Origin of the sequence: uncultured Helcococcus sp., from assembly GCF_946998255.1 — a bacterium.
GTDB lineage: Bacteria > Bacillota > Clostridia > Tissierellales > Peptoniphilaceae > Helcococcus.
Genome location: NZ_CAMPYN010000012.1, coordinates 21,549 through 27,825, shown reverse-complemented (window position 1 = coordinate 27,825; position 6,277 = coordinate 21,549). Strand labels below are relative to the sequence as shown.

Sequence of the window (6,277 nt, the reverse complement as noted above, 5' to 3'; positions counted from 1 at the left end):
TTTTTTCATAGAATAACACCTCTTATTATTATAACTTGATATATAAATAATATCATATATCAAATATAATTATAAAAGGTGTTTTAAATCTATAAATAATTAAAGAACTTCACCATTTGATTCTATAACTTTCTTATACCAATCAAATGATTTCTTTTTGTATCTTTGTAGAGTTCCGTTTCCTTCATCATCTAAATCTACATATATGAATCCATATCTTTTTGACATTTGGCCTGTACCTGCAGATATCAAATCAATACAACCCCATGAGGTGTATCCAATCAAATCTACCCCATCTTTAACAGCATTTTTCATTTCCTTGATATGTTCTCTCATGTATTCTATTCTGTAATCGTCTTCTACAGTACCGTCAACAAGCTCGTCTACAGCTCCTAGACCATTTTCAACTATCATTAGAGGTATCTTATATCTGTCATATAGTACTTCTAAGAAATATCTTAAACCTTTTGGATCATATGCCCAGCCCCAGTCAGAATATTCTAAGTATTCATTTTCAACTCCCATAGAGAAGTTACCACCGGCGGATTTATCCACATCATGTGTTGTAACTAGGTTTGATGAGTAGTATGAGAATGTGTACATATCAACTGTACCAGCCTTTAAGTCCTCAAAGTCTTGGTCAGTAGTATTTAATTTTACATTATATTTATCCCATATTCTTTGTGCGAATGTTGGGTATTCACCAAAAACTTGTACGTCACCTGAATATAATAAGTTTTGTTCCCAACTATATCTGTTAGCTAATATATCTTCTGGATCAGTTGTCATAGGATATGAAGACAATCCACATATCATGTTACCAAATTTTAAATCTGGATATTTTTCTCTACCATATTTTACAACTCTCGCTGAGGCTACAAATTGATTGTGTAAAACTTGGAAGGCTTTTTGATATGGGGCTGAATTTTCGCCCAAATCAAACATATCTAAAAATGCGATAGAAGTATTTATTTCATTGAAAGTTATCCAGTATTTTACTAAATCTTTATATTCGTCAATTATAAATTTTCCATATTCTTCAAATAAATCTATAACTTTTCTATTGTCAAATCCACCATATTTTTCAGCTACTTTTAATGGTGTATCAAAGTGATGCATAGTAACTAATGGCTCAATATCGTATTTTCTAAGTTCTTCAAAAATTGACCTATAAAAATCAATACCTTCTTGGTTTGGTTTACCATCGTCAACATTCGGGAATATTCTTGCCCATGATATAGACATTCTAAATGTTTTGAATCCCATTTCAGCAAATAAAGCTATATCTTCTTTATACCTATGATAAAAATCAATAGCTACTTGGTTTGGGTAGTAGTACCCTTCCACAGCTCCTACTTTTGCCCCTTCAGGTATATCTTCAAAACCGTGTGCATAGGTAGCTTCTCCAGGATTTCCATCCTTATCGATATAAGTTATCATTCTTGTTTTTTTAACTGAGCCTGCTGTGGTATAATCGTGCATTATTTCACCTTTACCACCTAAGTTGTATCCACCTTCTACTTGGTTGGCAGCTGTAGCTCCACCCCATAAAAAATCTTTTTTGAATACCATAATTTTCCTCCTTTTAAAATATGAGCCAGTAGTCAAAAACTACCGGCTATATTTAATTTTTTATATTTATTAATGAATTAATTCTACTATCTTTTCTGGTGAATCCGTCAAAGCTATAACATCTAAATAATCATCAGTATTTGTAACGATAATAGGTGTTGTTATATCATAGCCCTTTGCTTGTATACCAGCAAAATCAATAGTCATTAAAAGATCACCGGCCTTTACCTTATCACCTTCTTGAACCTTAACATCAAAGCCTTCCCCAGCAAGTTCAACAGTATTTAGTCCTATATGAATCAATACTTCAGCCCCATCATTCGATGTGATGCCTATAGCATGCTTTGTAGGGAATATTGTTGTTACAGTACCATCAACTGGAGATACTAAGTCATTAGCACTTGGAATAATCGCAACCCCTTTGCCTAAAACTCCACTTGCAAAGGCTTGGTCTGAAATCTTATCTAGTTCAACTACTTGACCCTTTAATGGATGGATTAAACTTTCTTTATTACCATTAGATAACTTTTCTTTCGCTTTTGATGCTTCCTCTTCATTTATACTTGTCTTGTCTTCCTTGTATAAGAAGAATGTAAATATAAGGGCTAAAACTATTGAGATAAGGTTACCTATTATAAAGTTTGTTAAGTTTGATGGATTTTCAGCTGAGATAGCTCCTGGTAAGGAGAATATTCCTAATCCAGCCATTTGGTAAGTATAGGCCTTAGTTGCTCCTATATAGGCACCACCAAATGCTGCAGCTATACAACCTGCTATGAATAGTTTTATGTTTGGAAGTGTAAACCCATAAATTGCCGGTTCTGTAATACCAAATATACCTGAAATCCATGCTGGTAACATCAATGATTTTTTCTTTTTGTTCTTTGTCTTTAGCCACATCATGATCACTACTGCCATTTGAGCAAATGGTGCAGCACCAATGAATGATATGAATAAGTCAGGAGTACCTTGAGATAGTCCAATTATTGATGGAACAATAAGAGCTTGGTGAACTCCAAAAATAACAAGTATTTGCCAGAAGAATGCAGAAACAGCACCAGCTACTATTGGTGAAAATTCATAAATTGAAGATAGACCTGCATATAAGCTATTTGAAATATTGTTTGCCAAAGGTCCAACAAATACATAAATTATTGGAACTGTAATTAGTATAGTTAAAAGTGGTGTCAAGAATGCTTTCACAACTGTTGGTAAAATTTTATTGAAAAACTTTTCTAATGGATAAGACAATAAGATACCAAATATTATTGGTAAAACAGTTGAGTTGTAAGCAAGTCCTTGAACATTTACACCAAATATAATAGTTTCTTCAGCTATTCCTGTTATAGTTGGATGTAAAAGCGATAATCCTATTGCTAAACCTGTAAATTTATTTAGTCCTAGTTTAGTTGAGAATGTATAAGCAACAAATACAGGCAAGAAGTAAAACACTGTATCACCCATTGCTGCTAATAATACACCTAAACCACTTTCAGCTGGTACCCAGCCTGCTGTAGATAGGATTGTAGCTAAACCTTTTATAATCCCTGCTGCAGCTAAGACTGATAAGTATGGCATAAATATAGCTTGAATGTATTCAAGTAATTTTGCTCCTAGATTTTGATTACTTGATGATCCAGAAGGTTGGTCGCCACTGATTCCAGCCACCTTTGTTACCTCTTCAAAAACTTCTGGTACATGGTTACCAATTACTACTTGGTATTGGCCTCCAGATTTCATCAAGGTAACTATCTCGTCATTATTTTTGAAAAATTCATCATTTGCCTTAGATTCATCTTTCAAATTAAATCTTAATCTTGTAATACAATGAAATACATTGTTTATATTTTCTTTGCCGCCGACATTTTTAACTATGTCTTGGGCTAAATTTGTGTATTTACCCATTTTATTCCTCTCTTTTGTATATATTTCTTTCAATATGTATTGTTAGATACAATAATTCTTCTTGGGATAAGTCATGGTGGTAGTTTTCTTTAACAAATTCACCTATTTTCAAAGCTACATTATAAGAATTGACATATTTTACTTTTATAATATCCAATAATTCATCATCATTGTCATCGTTATAAGTATGATTTGTTAATATCCTATCCGCGAAAAATTTCAAATGATTAATCATTCTATAGTAGCTAACACTACTTTCATCTAGCTCAACCATAAATTCTCTTCTAATAATATTTATAATTTGCAAAACTATTTCAGTTACTTCATATAAATCTGAATCATTGTTTCCATTGGAACTAGCTATATTAAGCGCCATAAAAGCAGCTTCACTTTCATCTAGGTCAATTTCAAATTTTTCTTTTATGAGGTCTAAACCATAATTAGCTATCTTATACTCATCGGGATAAAATCTTTTTATATCCCAGGAAAGATTGGTCTTCAAAAACACTCCATCTTTCGCTCTTTCAACAGCTCCATGTATGTGGTCTGCTAATAATAAATTCGTTTTAGAATTTATAGGTTTTGCCAAAATCAATTTTGCATATTTTAAAATTTCACTTGTTATTTCAAAATATGCATATGGAATGCTTTGAACCATATCAGTGATGTTTTTTAAAGTTGAATCGGGAACAAAAATATTGTCGACTATATTTTCATCTACCAAATCACCTTTTTTCTTGCCAAAAGCTATACCTTTGCCCATGGCAATATTTTCATCACCATTTCGTGATTCAAAAGTAATTACATTGTTATTAAGTATCTTTTTTATGCGCATTTATAACCCCTTTGCAATAAAAAAACCTACAAAAGGATACAGAAATCCCTTTGTAGGTTTAGCTTGCTTTTGCAATCACTATCCTAATGAATACATGATAGCAAAGTTTTAATCTATTTGCAAATAAAGTTATTCTCCAATTAGAAAGTTATAAAGCATATCTTCTCTTAAATGACTCGTATCTACTCCTAGCAAATCTAATAAGCTATAAGAAAACTCAAATACTGTTGCAGGTCCTCTGCTTGTAATTATCTTACCATCAACAACAACTATATCTTCTTTGAAGTTTCCTTCTTTTATTTCTTTATCAAAACCAGGATATGCTGTATAATTTTTATCTTCTAAAATTCCAGCTCTTTCAAGGACTATTGGGGCTGCACAAATAGCTGCAATCCATTTATTTTCATCATTCATATCTTTTATAGCCTTAATAACAAGATCATTATCTCTTAGATTGTCCGCTCCAGGCCTTCCGCCTGGTAAAACAATCATATCGTAGTCGCGAGAAATTTTATCATCAATTACCTTATCACATTTAACTGAAATCCCATGTGATCCAGTTACCACATTTTCTAGTCCGACCAAATCACAATGCACTTTACCTCGTCTTAAAATATCAACAATCCCTATCGTTTCAATTTCTTCAAATCCTGGAGCTACAAGTACTGCTATTTTTTTCATTATTACTCCTATTACTACTCTTCTAATAAAGGTTGGAATAAATGGATAAATTTCAATTCTCCATTTTCTAAAACTTCAAATTCTAAAGTAGCTAAATTTTTTATACCACGTTCTATACCATTATTTTCTAACAAGTCTTCACTAGGAAATATTCCAGTAATCAAAGACCAAATAGCTCCCGCATGAGATATGACTATAGCATTTTCTCCTTCATCAGCAGCGATCTTGGCAAGCGCATTTTTCATACGTGCTCTAACTTCTTTTACATCTTCACCACCATGTTTAACCCACCAGTCACCAAAATTTAGATTGGTTAAAAAATAATCTGAATCTGGAGCACCTAGACTTTCTGGTTCACCTTCGTATACACCAAAATTCCATTCCTTCAATTCTTTCAATCTTTCGTAATCTAAATCTGTAATTAAATTCAGGGTATCTTCAGCTCTTTCTTGTGTTGAGCAATAAGCTTTATCAAAAACTATTTCATGTTTATTAAAATATTCCTTGGCTTTTTTAGCTTGATCAATACCTGTTTCTGTCAAAGGAGAATCACAAGCTCCCTGCCTTTTTTTTGTTAAATTAAATAGAGTTTCTCCGTGTCTCACAAGATATATTTTTTTCATTTTTCACCTCTTTGTTAATTTTTAATTCGCAAGTCCCACTTTTACAAATGTTGGTCCAAGAACCTTAATGTAAAATCTTATCATGTAGTTTAGTAAAAATAAGCTCATTATGGTTCCTTCCCTTATTGGGCTAGGTATATTAAATATTAAAACAATAGATATAGTTGCTATAAGAGAAACTATATCTACAGCTAATCTAGCATTACTAAAGCTCATCATGTTTTTATTTTCCAATAACTTACAAAATCCTTCTATTGGCATACTTGCAATATCCAATTCCTTAAGACATACCAAGGCAAAAGGTATAATTAAATATGATATAGTAAATAAAACTACTCTCATAGGATAACTTGTTATATCAAAAGTGAAAACATCATATATGAAAAAATTAGTTATAAAACCAAATGTAACCATCAATATAGCTTGAAAAACTAATAATATATTAATATCTTTTCTTAATATGAAAATTTGTAATAAAATAAAAAAACTATTGACAATATTAGAGACAGTACCAAATTTTAATCCTGTTATCGTAGATATTGATATAAAGGTGCTGTTTACTAGCGATACTCCTATAGCAGCTTTAGTCTGTAAACCAACTGCAAATCCAAGCAAAATTAAAGCCAAGCCTGTTAATGCTACTCTACTTTGGATTTTCATT

6 protein-coding genes are annotated in these 6,277 nt (G+C 31.8%); all 6 read right to left on the bottom strand.

What is annotated here, in order from left to right; genetic code table 11:
- Positions 1–99: 99 nt before the first annotated feature.
- Positions 100–1,572, bottom strand: coding sequence for a glycoside hydrolase family 1 protein (locus tag Q0U66_RS02040; RefSeq protein WP_297376969.1), 1,473 nt, complete (start codon positions 1,570–1,572; stop codon positions 100–102).
- A 69-nt stretch (positions 1,573–1,641) separates the two neighbouring features.
- Positions 1,642–3,477, bottom strand: a complete 1,836-nt coding sequence (locus Q0U66_RS02035; protein ID WP_297376967.1) for a beta-glucoside-specific PTS transporter subunit IIABC — start codon at positions 3,475–3,477, stop codon at positions 1,642–1,644.
- A gap of 1 nt (position 3,478) precedes the next feature.
- Positions 3,479–4,312 (bottom strand): PRD domain-containing protein, encoded by an 834-nt coding sequence (locus Q0U66_RS02030; protein WP_297376965.1) that lies wholly within the window; start codon positions 4,310–4,312, stop codon positions 3,479–3,481.
- Between the two features lie 129 nt (positions 4,313–4,441).
- Positions 4,442–4,993, bottom strand: coding sequence for a DJ-1 family glyoxalase III (locus Q0U66_RS02025; RefSeq protein WP_297376963.1), 552 nt, complete (start codon positions 4,991–4,993; stop codon positions 4,442–4,444).
- 14 nt (positions 4,994–5,007) lie between these two features.
- Positions 5,008–5,616, bottom strand: a complete 609-nt coding sequence (locus Q0U66_RS02020; protein WP_297376961.1) for a histidine phosphatase family protein — start codon at positions 5,614–5,616, stop codon at positions 5,008–5,010.
- 21 nt (positions 5,617–5,637) lie between these two features.
- Positions 5,638–6,276 (bottom strand): hypothetical protein, encoded by a 639-nt coding sequence (locus Q0U66_RS02015; protein WP_297376959.1) that lies wholly within the window; start codon positions 6,274–6,276, stop codon positions 5,638–5,640.
- Position 6,277 lies beyond the last annotated feature (1 nt).

Coding starts and splice junctions, on each gene's coding strand:
- Q0U66_RS02035 (WP_297376967.1), bottom strand. CDS start 3,477: ATGGGTAAATACACAAATTTAGCCCAAGACATAGTTAAAAATGTCGGC.
- Q0U66_RS02025 (WP_297376963.1), bottom strand. CDS start 4,993: ATGAAAAAAATAGCAGTACTTGTAGCTCCAGGATTTGAAGAAATTGAA.
- Q0U66_RS02040 (WP_297376969.1), bottom strand. CDS start 1,572: ATGGTATTCAAAAAAGATTTTTTATGGGGTGGAGCTACAGCTGCCAAC.
- Q0U66_RS02030 (WP_297376965.1), bottom strand. CDS start 4,312: ATGCGCATAAAAAAGATACTTAATAACAATGTAATTACTTTTGAATCA.
- Q0U66_RS02020 (WP_297376961.1), bottom strand. CDS start 5,616: ATGAAAAAAATATATCTTGTGAGACACGGAGAAACTCTATTTAATTTA.
- Q0U66_RS02015 (WP_297376959.1), bottom strand. CDS start 6,276: ATGAAAATCCAAAGTAGAGTAGCATTAACAGGCTTGGCTTTAATTTTG.